General features: G+C 74.8%; 12 protein-coding genes. 5 read left to right on the top strand and 7 right to left on the bottom strand.

Annotated elements, in window-relative coordinates; all coding sequences use genetic code 11:
- The first annotated feature begins 275 nt into the window (after positions 1–275).
- The gene (locus ACFC1T_RS23000) at positions 276–1166 is read left to right on the top strand and encodes a nitroreductase/quinone reductase family protein (RefSeq protein ID WP_375891394.1); all 891 of its coding nucleotides are present in this window, start codon (positions 276–278) and stop codon (positions 1164–1166) included.
- A gap of 134 nt (positions 1167–1300) precedes the next feature.
- Here ACFC1T_RS23000 and ACFC1T_RS22995 read toward each other — a convergent pair whose 3' ends face one another.
- The 4 genes from ACFC1T_RS22995 to ACFC1T_RS22980 all read right to left on the bottom strand — a co-directional run bounded on the left by ACFC1T_RS22995 (position 1301) and on the right by ACFC1T_RS22980 (position 5290).
- Entirely contained in the window at positions 1301–2098 is a 798-nt protein-coding gene (locus tag ACFC1T_RS22995; RefSeq protein ID WP_375891392.1) for an SGNH/GDSL hydrolase family protein, read from the bottom strand.
- A gap of 266 nt (positions 2099–2364) precedes the next feature.
- Positions 2365–3162 carry an SGNH/GDSL hydrolase family protein gene (locus ACFC1T_RS22990; protein ID WP_375891390.1) on the bottom strand — a complete coding sequence of 266 codons (798 nt, stop codon included), beginning with the start codon at positions 3160–3162 and terminating at the stop codon, positions 2365–2367.
- A gap of 320 nt (positions 3163–3482) precedes the next feature.
- Positions 3483–4121: a hypothetical protein gene (locus ACFC1T_RS22985; protein WP_375891388.1), complete on the bottom strand. Its 639-nt coding sequence runs from the start codon at positions 4119–4121 to the stop codon at positions 3483–3485.
- 191 nt (positions 4122–4312) lie between these two features.
- A complete protein-coding gene (locus tag ACFC1T_RS22980; protein ID WP_375891386.1) occupies positions 4313–5290 on the bottom strand; it encodes a hypothetical protein in 978 nt (325 codons plus the stop codon).
- Positions 5291–5892: 602 nt separating this feature from the next.
- Here ACFC1T_RS22980 and ACFC1T_RS22975 point away from each other — a divergent pair.
- Together ACFC1T_RS22975 and ACFC1T_RS22970 are read left to right on the top strand one after the other, a co-directional pair.
- Positions 5893–7062, top strand: a complete 1170-nt coding sequence (locus tag ACFC1T_RS22975; protein ID WP_375891385.1) for an exonuclease SbcCD subunit D — start codon at positions 5893–5895, stop codon at positions 7060–7062.
- The gene (locus ACFC1T_RS22970; RefSeq protein ID WP_375891383.1) at positions 7059–10103 is read left to right on the top strand and encodes an AAA family ATPase; all 3045 of its coding nucleotides are present in this window, start codon (positions 7059–7061) and stop codon (positions 10101–10103) included. Before ACFC1T_RS22975 ends, ACFC1T_RS22970 begins: the two co-directional genes overlap by 4 nt.
- An 81-nt stretch (positions 10104–10184) precedes the next feature.
- On the opposite strand, the gene ACFC1T_RS22965 is transcribed toward ACFC1T_RS22970, so the two are convergent.
- Complete coding sequence (locus ACFC1T_RS22965; RefSeq protein ID WP_375891382.1) at positions 10185–10424, bottom strand: hypothetical protein; 240 nt, start codon at positions 10422–10424, stop codon at positions 10185–10187.
- A gap of 193 nt (positions 10425–10617) precedes the next feature.
- Here ACFC1T_RS22965 and ACFC1T_RS22960 point away from each other — a divergent pair, with 193 nt between their 5' ends.
- The gene (locus ACFC1T_RS22960; RefSeq protein ID WP_375891380.1) at positions 10618–11091 is read left to right on the top strand and encodes a DUF1990 family protein; all 474 of its coding nucleotides are present in this window, start codon (positions 10618–10620) and stop codon (positions 11089–11091) included.
- 85 nt (positions 11092–11176) lie between these two features.
- Here ACFC1T_RS22960 and ACFC1T_RS22955 read toward each other — a convergent pair whose 3' ends face one another.
- Both ACFC1T_RS22955 and ACFC1T_RS22950 read right to left on the bottom strand, forming a co-directional pair.
- Positions 11177–11632, bottom strand: a complete 456-nt coding sequence (locus tag ACFC1T_RS22955) for a YjbQ family protein (protein WP_375891378.1) — start codon at positions 11630–11632, stop codon at positions 11177–11179.
- Between the two features lie 204 nt (positions 11633–11836).
- Positions 11837–12106: a hypothetical protein gene (locus ACFC1T_RS22950; protein WP_375891376.1), complete on the bottom strand. Its 270-nt coding sequence runs from the start codon at positions 12104–12106 to the stop codon at positions 11837–11839.
- A 785-nt stretch (positions 12107–12891) separates the two neighbouring features.
- Here ACFC1T_RS22950 and ACFC1T_RS22945 point away from each other — a divergent pair.
- Positions 12892–15123 (top strand): CDP-glycerol glycerophosphotransferase family protein, encoded by a 2232-nt coding sequence (locus ACFC1T_RS22945; protein WP_375891374.1) that lies wholly within the window; start codon positions 12892–12894, stop codon positions 15121–15123.
- Positions 15124–15214 lie beyond the last annotated feature (91 nt).

Genomic DNA, 15214 nt, shown 5'->3' with positions numbered 1-15214 from the left:
ACCCCCTCTCCCCGCGCACGCTCCACGGTGATCACGCCTATTGACACGGCATCCACGGCCCACGTCTCATGGGGGTGTGCAGCGCGGCGTCGGCCACAGAGAAGTGGGCCGGCCGGCAGTCGGGCCAGCACCTTGCACGCAAAGGGACGATGCGCGATGAGTACCTTCTCCGCTGCCCTGATCTGACCCAGGCGGCCACCACGGTGTCCGCCCGTTCGTCGCGTGATGCCGTGTGTGGCCGCGCCCCCTCACTCGCAGGAGACTTCACCACACACATGCCCATGTCCTTCAACCTGAATGTCATCAAGGAGTTCCGCGCCAACGACGGCCGGGTCGGCGGTCCGTTCGAGGGCGGCGACCTGCTGTTGCTGACCACCACCGGGGCGCACTCCGGCCGGCCGCACACCGTACCGCTCGGGTACGTCCGGTCCGAGGGGCTGCTCCTGGTCATCGCCTCGGCGGCCGGCGCGCCGGAACACCTGCAGTGGTACCGCAATCTGCTGGCCCACCCCGTGGTCAGGGTCGAGCTCGGCACCGAGACCTTCGACGCGATCGCGGTACCCGCCGAAGGCCCGCGCCGGGAGCGACTGTTCGCCGCCGTCGTCCGCCGGGCACCCGGGTACGGCGACTACCAGGCCCACACCGAGCGGGAGTTGCCGGTGGTCGTCCTGGAGCGCCCCGAAGCGCCGCCGGGCCACCCGCGCGACGTCCGCAGCCTGGCCGACAAGCTGCTGGAGGCGCACAGCTGGCTGCGGGCCCAACTGCGCCACGTCCGGGCCGAGGCCCAAGCCCACTCCCCCGGCCGCCCGGCCGGGCTCGGGCTGCAACTGCGCCAGCACTGCCTGGCGTTCTGCGAGGGGCTGACGCACCACCACACCGGCGAGGACTCCGCGATCTTCCCCGCCCTCGCGCGCAGCCACCCCGAACTCGCCGGAGTGCTGGAGCGGCTCGGTGAGCAGCACCGGGCGATCGGACGGATCAAGGAGGAGCTGCTGGCGCTGCTGGCCGGGATCGAGGTCACGGATCCGGATCAGCTCCGCTCCGAACTGGACCGGATGTCAGCCGAGTTGGAGGCTCACCTCGCCCACGAGGAGGCGGAGCTGCTGCCCGCTCTCGCCGGGATCCCCTTCCCGCCGGTGCGGCCGGACCCCGGCACCGGGCGCTGACGCGGCGGTGCCGCCGTCCCTTCCCAGGACCTGGGAGGGGACGGCGGCACCGGCGTCACATCGTCAGCCCACCGGGATGGCGACCCGACGGGACGGCGGAGCGGCAGAGCGGCAGAGCGGCAGAGCGCGGACGCTCAGGACTGGCTGAACACCGGGAGGTAGCCGTTGGCCTGGCCGGCCGAGTTGGGGTGGTAGCTCTCGTCGATCGGCAGGGTGGTGCTGTGCAGCCAGGTGTCCTGCGAGCCGCAGATCTCGTGGCCGGAGAAGACGTCACGCACGTCGCCGAAGGTGAAGCCGGCGTTGGCGACCTCCTTGGCGATCACGCCGTCCAGGGTGTCGGCGGCCTCGTTGATGGCGGCACGCTTGGTGTCGCCGATGCCGAAGAGGCAGTAGCCGCCGATCTGGTAGAGGTGCGGGTAGCCCATCACCACGACGTGGGCGTTCGGGGCCTTGGCGCTGATGGCGTTGTACACCTGGTCCAGCTGGCCGGGCAGCGTGTTGGTCGCGTAGCTCTCGGCCGTGCTGACGGCGTTGAGGCAGTCGCTGTCGGAGCCCAGCACGCAGGTCTTCATGGTGCTGGAGAAGCCCGCGTCGTTGCCGCCGACCGAGAGGCTGACCAGCGTGGTGCCGCTGTTCAGCGCGGAGATCTGGCTGTTGAGGATGTCACCGGTTCTCGCGCCCGAGCAGGCGACGAAGGAGAAGGAGGCCGGGGAGTTCGCGTTCGTCCAGAGCTCGGCGTACGCGTTGGCGCTGCGCTTGCAGCTGCCGCTGTCGCCCAGGTAGTTGCCGGCACCGACGCCGGCCGAGTAGGAGTCGCCGAGGGCGACGTAGTTCACGCCGGCCGCGTTGGCGGCTGACGCCGTGAAGAGCGTCGTCATGGTGAGGGCCGCCGCGATCGCGGCGACGGAGAGGGCACGGGCAGGGCGGAGCATCGCACCTCCAGGTATGACGCGGGTCACAGAAAGGGATACCAAGCGGTAATCGAACACGGAAGCGTTCATGCCAAAGACATTGACGGGCAGTCTGCTGGCGCGGAAGTGAACTGCCGCGCGTGCAAGGTCAGTTCACGCCGACCGCCACCCCGGGCGCCGGCGCACCCGCGGACACGCACAGGCGGACGCGCGCTCCGGCACGGAACAACGCGCCGGTGCCCGCCGGCCGTGGCCGCCCGGCACCGACGCACTCGACGCCGCTTCGCTCAGGAGCGGCTGAACACCGGGAGGTAACCCCCGGACTGGCCGGCCGAGTTCGGGTGGTAGCTCTCGTCGATCGGCAGCGTGGTGCTGTGCAGCCAGGTGCTCTGCGAGCCGCAGATCTCGTGCTCGGCGAAGGCGCTGCGCACGTCGCCGAAGGTGAAGCCGGCGTTGGCGACCCGCTTGGCGATCACGCCGTCCAGGGTGTCGGCCGCACCGTTGATGGCGGCACGCTTGGTGTCACCGATGCCGAAGATGCAGTCGCCGCCGACCTTGTACAGGTGCGGGTAGCCCATCACCACGACGTGGGCCTTCGGAGCCTTGGCCTTGATGGCGGAGTACACCCGGTCCAGCTGGCCGGGCAGGGTGTTGGTCGCGTAGCTCTTCGCCGTGTTGACGGCGTTGAGGCAGTCGCTGTCCGAGCCCAGCACGCAGGTCTTCATCGTGTCGGCGAAGCCCGCGTCGTTGCCACCGATCGACAGGCTGACCAGCGTGGTGCCGCTGTTCAGCGCGGAGACCTGACTGTTGAGCACATCGCCGGTTCTCGCCCCCGAACAGGCCACGAAGGAGAAGGAGGACGGCTTGTTCGTGTTCTTCCACAGGTACGCGTACGCATTGGTGCTGCGCTTGCAGCTACCACTGTCGCTCAGGTAGCTACCGGCGCCGACGCCGGCCGAGTACGAGTCCCCGAGGGCGACGTAGTTGACACCCGCCGCGTCGGCGGCTGACGCCGTGAAGAGCGTCGTCATGGTGAGACCGGCCGCAATGGCGGCGACGGACAGGGCACGAGCAGGGCGGAGCATGGCACCTCCTGATATGACGCGGGTCACAGAAGGGATACCAGGCAGTAGCCCGACACGGAAGCGCTCATGCCAAGGACATTGACGGGCCGTCTGATAGCGCAAACGTGAACTACCACCGACCGAGCGTGAGTTCGCCCAGGTGGGTGTGGGTGTACGTCGACGCGCGTCGGTCATCGCGTGTAGACAAAAAACTTCCGAGAAGTCAGCTCGTCGTCAGCCACCGGTCAGGCTGCGGCCGCCGGTGCGTCAGTTCCGCGCCCGCCGCCGGGCAGCCCTGCTCCGGGGACGGCGCGCCGCCGGCCGCGTTCCGGGGGCCCGGTTCAGTACCGCGGGACGCGTCCGCCGCCCGGGTACACCGGGCCGGGGAAGACCGTGCAGCCCTCGACCGGGAGCTCCTCGATCTCCTCGTTCGCAGCGGCCGGCACGCCGAGCCAGTGGACGGCGGTGGCGACCGCCGCCCGGGCCTGGCGCAGCCCGGGCTCGCCCCAGCCCAGCAGCTCGACCGCGAGCCCCGGCGCGACCAGCAGCCGCCGGTAGTGCCGGCCCGAGGCCGGATCGGCCGCGCTCGGACCGACCGCCCGCAGCGCCGCCGCCATCCGGACCCGGGCGCACTCGTGCCCGCCGTTCGCCGAGCCGACCCGGTCGTACAGGTAGCCGAGGTAGTACGGCCGGCCGATCACGGCCTGGGCCTCCTCCCCCGCCTCCCGCGCCAGGGCGGCGGCCGGGTCGCCGTCGTCCTCCGGCTCCAGCGAGCCGCCGGGCAGCGAGCAGATCCCGTCCCGGGGGTTGACCAGGGTCAGCACCCGGCCGTCCGGGGCGAACAGCCAGCCCCAGGACTGCTTCATCGGCAGCCCCTCCGGCACCTGCTCACCCGGCCGCCACGGCCAACCCGCCGTGGGACGCCGGCGCACCTTCCCGAGCAGCTCGGCGATCTCCGCCGTGAACTCGATCCGGCCCATGCCGCGCGTCCCCCCTCTCGGTGTCGGGCTCGCCGGACCCTACGGAGCACGGTACGGAGCGGAGCGACCGGAGTGGCGGCGTGGGGGACCGCGCACTCCTGCTGTTGATCTTCTCCGATCTTCCCCGAACAGGCGGTCGATGAACAGTCCCCAGCGCCGCATGGTGGATGCGGAGGCCGCGAACGCCCTGATCACCCCAGCAGCCCACCCCCGCCCCCGGCCTCCGGGAGGCCCGGCAGCGGGAACCCCGGCTGCGGGACCGCACCGGGCGGGAAGGGCAGCCCGCGCGCCGCGTCGTCGGCCAGCTCGTCGAACACCTCGTGGGCGGTCATCGGCCGCAGCCGCCCACCGGCCAGCGCCCAGCCCCGCACCCGCGGACCGCTCCTCGCCCCGTCCGCGAGCCCGCCCTTCGGAGCGCTCGCCGACCGCCCCGAAGGGTGGTCCGAGGGTCGGTCCGCCTCCCAGTCCGGGGCCCGGTCCGGGGCCCGGTCCGCCGCGTGGCCCGCCGACCGGTACGGCGACGCGGCCGGATCGCCGTGCAGCAGCAACGCCCCCGCACCGCCCGAGGCCACGCCGGCCGCGAGCGTGACGCAGAACGCCTCCACGTCCCGCCCGGCGGGTAGCAGCCGCCCCGCCTCGACGCAGACGTCCACCGCCGAGGTGAGCTGCTCACCGTCCTCCGGGCCGTGGCAGCGCAGCGTCAGCAGGTGGCAGCCCTCCCCCGCGCCCTCGGCCAGCGCCAGGTACACGGACGTCACGTACCGCATCACGGCCGCCATCCGCCGCTGCCCGGCCAGGTCGTCGCCCAGCACGTCGAGCAGCGCCGCACAGCCGACGGACATCCGCACCCGCGCCCGGTGGTCGTCCAGCAGCACCGGGAGGAGGTCGGCCATCGGCTCCCCCGCGTAGACGAAGGGCTCCCCGGCGAGCTCCGGATCCCCCGCGTACGCGACCCGGGCGGCCGACGCCCGGGGGTCGAGGCCGAGCGCGGCGCAGTAGTCCTCGAAGTCACCCGCCTCCAGGACGCGCAGGTGCACCTCCAGCCCCTGCTGGTACAGGCCCCTGAGCTGCTCCTCCGCCCGCACCAGGTACTCCCGGTGCCCGAGCGCGCCGAACAGCCCGTACTCGGCCAGCACGGCGAAGTCCTCCGCCTCGACGGCCAGCGCCACCGCCACCGGCTGGGGCGGCGCCCCGCGGGCCCGGCCGTCGCGCCGCCCCCGCGCCCCGGCTCCCCCGGCCCCGACGGCCCGCGCACCCGGCGGTCGCCCCGCGCCCGGCGGCGCGGCCCCACCGGGCCCACCCGCCGACGGCCGCCCGAACCCGGGGCCGACCCCACCCCCGGGCCCGCTCCCGGGCCCGGATGCGTTCCCGGGCCCGGACCCCGGCCTCCGCCCGCCGGACAGCAGCCGCTTCCGCACCACCACGACGCCCAACACCTCGTACACCGACTCCCGCACGGTCATGGTCTCCTCCTGTCCCGTCGGCCTCCGACCCCCGGATCCGCCGACGCCACGGAACATACACAGAGCCACTGACAATCCACCCCGAGTAATCGAACACCGGCGCCCGAGGCTCCCCAGAGGAGCAACATTTGCCCCCAGGGCCGTCCACCGCAGCCCGCCAAGGGGCAAACATGAGCCCCTCGTCGACCCCCCGCCCACCGTCCACCCGCCACTCGCCCACCGCCCGCCCTCGGCTCGCCCAGCGGACAACCCCCCGTGGCCACTGAGCAGGCCGGGATTGTCAGTGCCGGGCGTTAGGGTCGGGGACCATGCGACTGCTGCATACCTCCGACTGGCATCTCGGGCGCTCGTTCCACCGGGAGAGCCTGCACGACGCCCAGCGCGCCTTCCTGGACCACCTCGTGGAGGTGGTCCGGTCCGAGGGCGTGGACGCCGTGCTGGTCGCCGGGGACGTGTACGACCGGGCGCTGCCCAGCCTGGACGCGGTCGCGCTGTTCGACGACGTGCTGCACCGGCTGGCGGAGCTCGGGGTCCCGACGGTCTTCATCAGCGGCAACCACGACTCGGCCCGCCGCCTCGGCGTCGGCGCCGGCCTGATCGGGCGCGCCGGGATCCACCTGCGGACGGACCCGGGCGCGTGCGCCGAGCCCGTCCTGCTGGCGGACGAGCACGGCCCGGTGGCGGTGTACGGGCTGCCCTACCTGGAGCCGACGCTGGTCCGGGAGCGCTTCGGCCTGGCCAAGGGCGGGCACGCGGCGGTGCTCGGCGCGGCGATGGAGCAGGTCCGGGCCGACCTGGCGGCCCGCCCGGAAGGGACGCGGGCGGTGGTGCTCGCGCACGCCTTCGTCACCGGCGGAGCACCGAGCGACAGCGAGCGGGACATCGCCGTCGGCGGGGTCGCCGCCGTCCCCGCCTCGGTGTTCGACGGGGTGCACTACGCCGCGCTCGGCCACCTCCACGGCTGCCAGACCCTCGCCCCCCACCTGCGGTACAGCGGCTCCCCGCTCGCCTACTCCTTCTCCGAGGCGCGCCAGCGCAAGACCATGTGGCTGGTCGACCTCGCCGCCGACGGCACGGTGGCGGCCGAGCGGGTCGACTGCCCCCGGCCGCGTGCCCTCGCCGCCCTGCGCGGCACCCTCGCCGAGCTGCTCACCGACGAGAGGTACACCGAGGACGAGCAGTCCTGGGTGCAGGCCACGCTCACCGACGCCGCCCGCCCGGGCGAGCCGATGGAGCAGCTGCGCCGCCGCTTCCCGCACACCCTCCAGCTGCTGTTCGACCCCGAGGACGGCGGCACCGAGCCGGCCCGGTCGTACGCCTCCCGGGTCAGCGGCCGGGAGGACCTGGAGATCGCCGAGGGCTTCCTGCGGCACGTCCGCCCCGGGGCCGAGCCGGAGCCGGACGAGCTCGGCTGGCTGCGCGAGGGCTTCGAGCACGTCCGCACGGACGCCGACCGGAAGGCGGACCTGCCCCGATGAGGCTGCACCGGCTCACCGTCACCGCCTTCGGCCCGTTCGCGGGCAGCGAGACGGTGGACTTCGACGCGCTCGCCGCCGGCGGGCTGTTCCTGCTGCGCGGGGCGACGGGCGCGGGCAAGAGCAGCGTGCTGGACGCGGTCTGCTTCGCGCTGTACGGCGAGACGCCCAACGCCCGCCGGGCCAACCGGCTGCGCAGCGACCACGCCGACCCCGGACAGCTGACCCAGGTCGAGCTGGAGCTGACGCTGGGCGGGCGGCGGCTGCGGATCACCCGGCTGCCCGAGCAGCGCCGGCCGAAGAAGGTCGGCCCCGGCACCACCGTCGAGCGGCCGCAGACCCTGCTGCGCGCGTGGACCGCCGACGCGGGCGACGGCGCCCCCGGCTGGCAGCCGGTCAGCAAGTCGCACCAGGAGGCCGGGGAGGAGATCCACCGGCTGATCGGCATGAGCCGGGAACAGTTCTGCCAGGTGGTGCTGCTGCCGCAGGGTGACTTCGCCCGCTTCCTCAAGGGGGACTCCGAGGAGCGCGGCAAGCTGCTGCGCCGCCTCTTCGACACCGAGCGCTACGGGCACGTCGAGGCCTGGCTCGCCGACCGGCGCCGCACCCAGGAATCGGCCGTCCAGGCCGGACGCCGACGCCTGCGGGACCTCGCCAGCAAGGCCGAGCAGGCCGCCGGCCCCGGGGCCGAACCCGCCGGGGCGTGGGTGCCGGCCGAGGACGGCGACGCCGACCTCGCCCCCGGGCTGCTCGGCTGGGCCGCGATCCTGCGCGGCGGCGCGGCCGAGCAGCTCACCGTCGCCGAGGCCGCCCTCGCGGGCGCCGAGGCCGCTCACCGGGCCGCCCAGCACGGGCGCGAAGGCGCCGAGGAGCTCGCCGCCCGCCAGCGCCGGCACCGGGAGGCACTGGCCGAGGCCGACCGGCTGGCGGCCTTCGAACCGGCCGCGGCGCGCGACCGGCAGCGGCTCGCGGCCGCCCAGGAGGCGGTCGGCGTGGAATCCGCGCTGCGCCTGCGGGAGAGCGCGGCCGAGGCGCTCGGCCGGGCCCGGGAGACGGAGCAGCGGCGCCGGGAGGCCCTGGCCCGTACCGGGGTCGCGGAGCACGTCCCGGCCGGGGCCGGGGCCGGTGCCGCCGAGCTGGCCGACGCGGAACTACGGCTGCGCGCCGAGGTGGTCCGGTTGGAGACGGCCCGGGCGGAGGAGCGGCGTTGCGCCGAACTCGCCCGCGAGCAGCTCGCCCTGGCGGCGGAGCGGCGCGGCGCCGAGGAGCGGGCCGAGGAGGCCGAGGACTGGCTGGCCGAGTTCGACGGCGAGCTGGGCCGCCTGGAGGAGCAGCAGGAACGGGCCCGGACGGCGGGCGTCCGGGTCGAGCAACTGGACGGCCGGCGCGCCGAGTCGACCACCCGCCTGGCCGCCGCCCGGGAGCGGGACGGCCTGCGGGTGGAGATCGCGGCGGCCGAGCCGAGGGCCGCCGAGCTGCGCACGGCCGCGCTGGACGCCCGTGAGTTCGGCCTGGACCTGCGGGACCGCCGACTGGCCGGCATGGCCGCCGAGTTGGCCGAGCAGCTCCGCTCGGGCGAGGCCTGCCGGGTCTGCGGCTCGGCCGAGCACCCGGCGCCCGCCGAGGCCGCCGGCGGCGGCCGGGTGAGCGCCGAGGACGAGGAGCGGGCCGGTCGGGCGCAGGCCGCCGCCGAGCGGGCCTGGGGCGAGGCCGACCAGGCGCTGACCGCGCTGCGGGTGCGCGAGGCGACGGCCACCGGTGCGGCCGGCCCCGAGGCCGCGGAGGTGCTCGCGCGCTCGCTCGCCGAGCTGGAGCGGGAGCACCGCGCCGCGCTGCACGAGGCGGAGGCACTCGGCCGGGTCGGCCGGGAGATCGCCCGGCTGTCGCAGGACCGCACCCGTCGGCTGGACGAGCTGAACGAGGCCAAGGAGCGCGCCGCCGTCCTCACCGACCGGCTGCAGGCCCTGGCGGACGACGAGCGGGTGCTGAGCGCCAGGGTGTCGGCCGCGCGCGGCGCGGCCGCCTCGGTCGCCGACCGGGCCGCGACGCTGGGCCGGCTCGCCGAGGCGGTCGCCGCGGTGGCCGGGGCCGCGCGGGCGGCGTCGGAGGCGCGGGAGCGGCTCGACGCGGCCGAGGAGGAACTCGGCAAGGCCGCCGCCGCGGCGGGCTTCCCGGGTGCCGGGGCCGCGCTCGCCGTCCTGCTGCCCCGGGAGGAGCGGGACCGGCTGGAGGCCCGGCTGGAGCGGCACCGCGCGGAGTCCGCCGCCGTCCGGCACGAGTTGGCGCTGCCCGAACTGGCCGAGGCCGCCGCCCGTCCGCCGGTCGACCTGCCCGCCGCCGCGGCCGCGCTGAGCGCCGCCACCGACCGCCTCGGCCGGGCGCACGCCGCCCGGTCGGCCGCCCGGGAGCGCTGCGCGGCACTCGCCGAGATCGGGGACCGGCTGGGCGAGTTGGCCGCCGAGCTGGCCCCGACCCTGGAGCGGTACGGGCGGATCAACCGGCTGGCCGCGCTGGCCGCCGGCACCTCCACCGAGAACCGGCTGCGGATGCGGCTGGAGTCGTACGTGCTCGCGGCCCGGCTGGAGCAGGTCGCGGCGGCGGCCAGCGACCGGCTGGTCCGGATGTCCGGCGGCCGCTACACCCTGGTCCACAGTGACGACCGCGGCACCGGCAACAAGCGCTCCGGACTGGCCCTGCGCGTCGTCGACGCCTGGACGGGCACCGAGCGGGACACCGCCACCCTCTCCGGCGGCGAGAGCTTCTTTGCCTCGCTCTCCCTCGCCCTCGGCCTGGCCGACGTGGTCACCGACGAGGCCGGCGGGATGCCGCTGGACACGCTCTTCATCGACGAGGGCTTCGGCACCTTGGACGAACAGTCCCTGGAGGAGGTGATGGACGTCCTCGACGGCCTGCGCGAGCGGGACCGCGCCGTCGGCATCGTCAGCCACGTCGCCGACCTGCGCAGCCGCATCCCGGCCCAGCTCCTGGTCCGCAAGGGCCGCCACGGCTCCACCCTCGCCCTGGCCGGCCGGGAGGACGCCTGACGCCCACCCCGCCCTACACGCCCCGGCCCGCTCAGCCCGACGCGCTCGGCCCGAGCGGCCGACCCGGCCCCCTCAGCCCGCTCAGCCCGAACAGGCGATCCGCTGAGCCTGCTGCCAGGCACAGGTCGGGCACAGGGTGCTGCCCGGCTGGTCGGCGGGCAGCACCGTCGGCTCACCGCACAGCACGCAGTCGGCCCGCGGTCCCTCCGCCCCCGGGTCCTCCCGCAACGCCGCCTCCGTCGCCCCCACCGGCACCGGCACCGGCCCACAGACCGCCGCGTCCCCGCCCACCACGGCGCCGTCCGTCCTGCTCTCACTCATGCCGCCTTCCTACTCCCCGCGCCCACCCCGCCGCAAGGCGGGCCTGCGGCCCGGGGCTAGCGTGGCCGGCATGGTTGGCACAAGCGGCACAGTCGGCACGGTTCGTGGGTCCGGGGGTCTGCGGCGGCGGTTGCGGGAGGCCCGGGCGGGCCGGCCGACGTACGCGGAGGTGGGGGCGACCCGGGGTGGGCCGTTGCCGGAGGGGTACGCGCACCTGCGCCGGCGGGTGCACCTGGGGCGGGGGCCGGAGGTGCTGGAGCGGGCCGGGCGGTACGTGCTCGGGTGGGGCAGCCAGCTGGGGACCGGGTTCGCGGTGTACCCGGGCGGGCCGGTCCGGGACGGGGCCACCGTGCTGCTGCGGCTGAGCCTGCCGGGCAGCCGGTGGCCGAGGCTGGTGATCCCCTGCCGGGTGGTGTGGACGGTGGCCGGGCCGGACCGGATCGGGTTCGCGTACGGGACCCTGCCGGGGCATCCGGAGTGCGGGGAGGAGTCGTTCCTGGTGTCGATGGACGCCGACGGCGAGGTGTGGTTCGAGGTGGCCGCGTTCTCCCGGCTGTCCGCCTGGTACGCCCGGCTGGGCCGGCCGGTCGCTCTGCTCTGCCAGTACCTGGCGATCGAGCGCTACCTCGCGGCCGTGGCCGGCCACGTCGCGAGGCTCGGCCCGTAGCTCAGCGGGTCGTCCGGCCCGTGGTCCGGCCCGTAGCTCAGCGCGTAGTCCGGCCCGCAGCCCGGCTCGCAGACCGGCCCGTCACTCAGCCGAGGAAGGACAGCCGCACGGTGCGGCGCGGGTTGTCGCCGTTGGTGTCGATCAGCACCACGGACTGCCAGACGCCGAGGGCCAGTTGGCCGCCGAGCACCGGGAGGGTGGCGTGCGGGGCGACCAGGCCGGGCACCACGTGGTCCCGTCCGTGGCCGGGGCTGCCGTGCCGGTGGCGCCAGCGGTCGTCCGCGGGGAGCAGCTCGCGCAGGGTGGCGAGGAAGTCGTCGTCGCTGCCCGAGCCGGTCTCCAGGACGGCGATCCCTGCGGTGGCGTGCGGGACGAAGACGTTGAGCAGCCCGTCCCGCCCGGCGGCCCGCTCGTCGAGGAACGCGGCGCAGCGGTCGGTGATGTCCAGCGCGACCTCGCGGTTGCCGGTGGTGATCTCCAGGGTGGTGGTCTGGAAGGACCCGGTCGCCCCGGCTGACGTGGAGTGGTTGTTGTCCGCCATGGCGCCATCCTGGCCCAGGTCGACCGGTCGGGCGTACTGCCTCGCCGACTGCCCACGCGGGGGCGGCGGCCTCGCGTAGGGTAAAAGGTTCAGACCAATTTGGCGGTCCCGTCTCCGGATACGCCGACGACCCGACGGGCCGGTGGTCCGTCGGGTCGTTCGTGAGCCGGTCCCGGGCCGAGGCCGCGGGCCTGCTCCAGGGTCTCAGCCGCGCCCGCCGAAGAGGCTGCGGCGCAGCCGGCGCAGCGGCGCCAGCAGCGAGACCCGGGTGTGGCGACGGCGGGCCGCCGCCGGGGTGTCGGCGCCGCGCGGCGTCAACTCCCTTATCAACCCGAGCGCCTCGGCGGTGTCCACCGCCGGGAGCGCGGGCGCGCCGAGCACGGCCAGGTGTCGCTCGATCCGGCGGCCGGTCGCGCCGACACCGCACTGGACCGCCGGCACACGGGGCCGAGTCCGCACTTGCATGTGTTCCATCAGTTTTCCCACCCCTACGAGGCGCCAGGGCCGTGAGGCGAAGACTATCCGTGAGGGACGGTCTTCGCGCAACCGTCCTCGGTGTTGTGCCACCGTACCGTGCGGCGTCAACTGACGATGCACCAGGGGCAGCTCGGGCGGTCACGACTAGGCATCAATGATGGTGCACGACCCGCCATTCGTCACCAGGGCCAGGAGGCGCGGCCCCGGCGTCCGTCCGCGCGGTGCACGCCGCGCGCAGGCGGGTGCGGGCGGGCGCGAGCCGGCGTACGACAGGCACTCCTGCGGCGCCGGCTGCGACCTCGACTGCGGTGTCGACGAATCGCCCCCATATAGGGGACAGTCGCGAGGTCGACAAAACGATCACCGACGGGTGGTCGACCGCACGCCGGCCGATTCATGAAGTGAACACATACGAGGGATTGACTCGCGTCGATCCTCCAAGCAGTATCTGAGGCACGCACCGGTGCCCGCACCGCACGCAGGTGCGTGTTCGAGTCGTGAAGCGACTCGATCGAACTCCGGCTCCTGCGGGCCACTGCCCGGTCACCTCGACGCTGCGGTGACCAGGCCCGTACGGTGCCCGGACCGGCGGCCGGCCGTAGAGGGTCGGCCCGGCCGCCACCAGACTGCCGGTGCCACCCCGTTCCGGGGCCAGGCACCGGCGGTCCCGGACCGGTGATCACCCCCGCTCCGCCCCCCGGCGCACCCGGTGGCCGCCCTCGTCCCGTCCCGGCCGGACGTCCCCGCAGGTCGCACCGCGTGGATCGGTAGACTCGGCCAGCGTGTCCCTCCTCCTCAGCATCGTGCTCCCGGTCCACGGCGTGGAGCGGTACCTGCCGCGCTGCCTCGACTCGATCCTCGGCGAGACCCCCGCCGCCGAGACCCGCTTCGAGGTCATCGCGGTCGACGACCTCTCCCCCGACGGCTCCGGCGCGATCCTGGACGCCTACGCCGCCCGCGACCCCCGGCTGCGCGTGATGCACCTCACCGAGAACCAGGGCCTCGGCGGCGCCCGGGCCGCCGCCCTGCCGCAGGTGCGCGGCGAGTACGTCTGGTTCGTGGACAGCGACGACTGGCTGCCCGAGCGGACGGTCGGCGTGATCCTGGACGAGCTGACGCAGGAGCGCCGCCGCGAGGCGCCCGCCGACGTCCTGCTCACCGACTTCACCCACGTCTACCCGGACGGCGGGAGCGAGCCCAACCCCTGGCGGCACGTGCTGGTCGGCTCCCCGCTGGTCGAGGGCTGCACGGTGGCCGAGCACCCGGCACTGTTCCAGACCGTGATGTCGGTGTGGAACAAGGTGTTCCGCCGCGCGTTCCTGGAGGGCCTCGGGGTCTCCTTCGGCCGCGGCTACTACGAGGACATCTCGGTCACCTACCCCGCGCTGCTGGCCGCCGGGCGGCTGCGCTACCTCGACCGCCCCTGCTACAACTACCGGCGCGGGCGGGACGGCGCGATCACCGCCACCGCCTCCCCCAAGCACGCCGACGTGTTCGCCCAGTACGACGCCATCTTCGCCTTCCTGGACCGGTGCGAGCGCCCGGACGGCCCCGGCCGGCCCGTCCCGCCGGCGCTGCGCACCCTGGTCTTCGACCGGACCGTCCGCCAGGCGCTGAACGTCTACGACACCCCCGGGCTGGTCCCGGTCGACCGGCGCCGGGACTACTTCCACCGGGTCGCCGCGCACTTCGAGCGCCACCGCCCGGCCGACTACCGCTTCCCCGGCGGGGTGCGCGGCGTGCAGTACCGGCTGGCCTCGCGGGGCGCCCGGATCGCGTACGCCGAGCTGCGCCGCACCGGCCGGCTGCCGCGCGAACTCAAGCGCGGGGCACGGGCGGTGGCCCCCGCGGTGAAGAAGGGTGTGCGCAGCGGCGCCCGGTTCACGGCGTACAACGCGTTCCGCCGCCTGCCGCTGGACGAGCACCTGGCGGTCTACGCCGCGTACTGGCACCGGGGTTACGCGTGCAGCCCGGCGGCGATCTACGAGAAGGCGAAGGAACTCGCCCCGCAGATCCGCGGCGTGTGGGTGGTGGAGAACCGCCGGCAGGCCGACGCGATGCCGGCCGGCGTCCCGTACGTGATCGTCAACACCCCGGCGTACCTCAAGGCGATGGCGACCGCGAAGTACTTCGTGAACAACGTCAACTTCCCGCGCACGATGGCGAAGCGGCCGGGCACGGTGCACGTCCAGACCCAGCACGGCACCCCGCTCAAGGCGATGGGGATGGACCTGCGGGGCCGCCCCGAGGCCGCCGCCGAGGGGATGGACTTCGACCGGCTCCAGGAGGCCGTCGACCGCTGGGACTTCCTGGTCTCCTCCAACCCGCACACCAGCGAGCACTTCGCCCGGGCCTTCCCGGGCCGCTACGAGATGCTGGACACCGGCTACCCGCGCAACGACCGGCTGGCCAACTCCACCCCGGGGGAGGTCCTGGCCATGCGCGAGCGGCTGGGGCTGCGGCCCGGCACCACGTCGGTGCTGTACGCGCCGACCCACCGCGGCGGCAAGGGCGGCTACGTGCCGCTGCTGGACGTGGCGGAGCTGGCGCGGGCGCTGGGCCCGCGGTTCACGTTGCTGGTGCGCACCCACTACTTCCACGCCGACGGCCCGGGCGACCTGACGGCCGGTGAGGACGCGGCGGAGATCGTGGACGTGTCGGCGCACCCGGTGGTCGAGGACCTCTACCTGGCGGCGGACGCGCTGGTGACGGACTACTCGTCGATGATGTTCGACTACGCGGTGCTGGACCGACCGGTCGTCATATTCGCTCCGGACTGGGAGGAGTACCAGCGCGAACGCGGCGTGTACTTCGACCTGTTCGCACAGCCGCCGGGCGCGGTCACGGTCGACGCGGCGGGGCTGGCGCGGGCGCTGCGCGCGGGCGACCCGGAACCGGGGGCGCGCAAGCGGTTCCGGGAGAGGTTCTGCGTCTGGGACGACGGCGGGGCGGCGGAGCGGGTGGTGCGCCGGGTGTTCCCGGTGGCTCCGGCGGCTCCGGCGGACAGGCCGTAGGACGGGCGGCAGGACGGGCGGGAGGACGAACGACGGGGCCTGCGGACGGGGCCGGTGCCGCCGGTACGGCGACCGGCCCCGTCCGTGCGGG

The organism is Kitasatospora sp. NPDC056076, assembly GCF_042266305.1.
GTDB lineage: Bacteria > Actinomycetota > Actinomycetes > Streptomycetales > Streptomycetaceae > Kitasatospora.
Note: the sequence above shows the minus strand (reverse complement) of the source record. Positions and strands in the feature narration are given on the sequence as shown.

Coding starts and splice junctions, on each gene's coding strand:
- ACFC1T_RS23000 (WP_375891394.1), top strand. CDS start 276: ATGCCCATGTCCTTCAACCTGAATGTCATCAAGGAGTTCCGCGCCAAC.
- ACFC1T_RS22995 (WP_375891392.1), bottom strand. CDS start 2,098: ATGCTCCGCCCTGCCCGTGCCCTCTCCGTCGCCGCGATCGCGGCGGCC.
- ACFC1T_RS22990 (WP_375891390.1), bottom strand. CDS start 3,162: ATGCTCCGCCCTGCTCGTGCCCTGTCCGTCGCCGCCATTGCGGCCGGT.
- ACFC1T_RS22985 (WP_375891388.1), bottom strand. CDS start 4,121: ATGGGCCGGATCGAGTTCACGGCGGAGATCGCCGAGCTGCTCGGGAAG.
- ACFC1T_RS22975 (WP_375891385.1), top strand. CDS start 5,893: ATGCGACTGCTGCATACCTCCGACTGGCATCTCGGGCGCTCGTTCCAC.
- ACFC1T_RS22970 (WP_375891383.1), top strand. CDS start 7,059: ATGAGGCTGCACCGGCTCACCGTCACCGCCTTCGGCCCGTTCGCGGGC.
- ACFC1T_RS22965 (WP_375891382.1), bottom strand. CDS start 10,424: ATGAGTGAGAGCAGGACGGACGGCGCCGTGGTGGGCGGGGACGCGGCG.
- ACFC1T_RS22955 (WP_375891378.1), bottom strand. CDS start 11,632: ATGGCGGACAACAACCACTCCACGTCAGCCGGGGCGACCGGGTCCTTC.
- ACFC1T_RS22950 (WP_375891376.1), bottom strand. CDS start 12,106: ATGGAACACATGCAAGTGCGGACTCGGCCCCGTGTGCCGGCGGTCCAG.